We start from the raw sequence: 538 nt of genomic DNA on the forward strand, positions 1-538 counted from the left end.
GATGGCAGCGTCAAGTCCTGGATGACGGACAGCATGAAGACGAGCGTTGAGGTCGGCAAGTCCATGGTCGCCTGGGACCAGTGGGACAAGAACTCGGGCCGGGCAGCGGGAGCATCGTTCTTCAACATCGGGACCCTGATCGCCACCCGTGGCGGCAGCGGCGCCGTCAAGACGGGCGCCGAAGCGGCCGGGGCGGGCGCCAAGATCGCCAACGCGGCCGCCCGGGTCGGCAGAGTCACCCACTACATGGACCCGACCACCCACATCGTCAACGCCGTCGGCGCCGCCGCCAAGCTCACCAAACTCGATGCGGCGATCGGCAGCGCCTTCAAGGCCGTCAAAACCAGCACGGCCCTCGACCACCTGCGCGAGACCTTCACCGTCACCGCCAAAACCAGCCCCTCAGGCGCGGTACACCTGCCCAGCGGCCAGCCCGTGCACCTGGACGGCCCCCTCCCGGACCTGCCCCCCGGCAAAACCGCCATCCACCTCGCCGACGGCGCCGGCAAGGTCCCGCCGGGCTCGATGATGTACGACC

General features: G+C 69.3%; 1 pseudogene. It reads left to right on the forward strand.

The window, feature by feature from the left end:
- Positions 1-33: 33 nt before the first annotated feature.
- Positions 34-538 (forward strand): annotated as a pseudogene (locus SNA_RS30745) (hypothetical protein); the annotation flags it as partial.

The organism is Streptomyces natalensis ATCC 27448, from assembly GCF_000935125.1.
Taxonomy (GTDB): domain Bacteria; phylum Actinomycetota; class Actinomycetes; order Streptomycetales; family Streptomycetaceae; genus Streptomyces; species Streptomyces natalensis.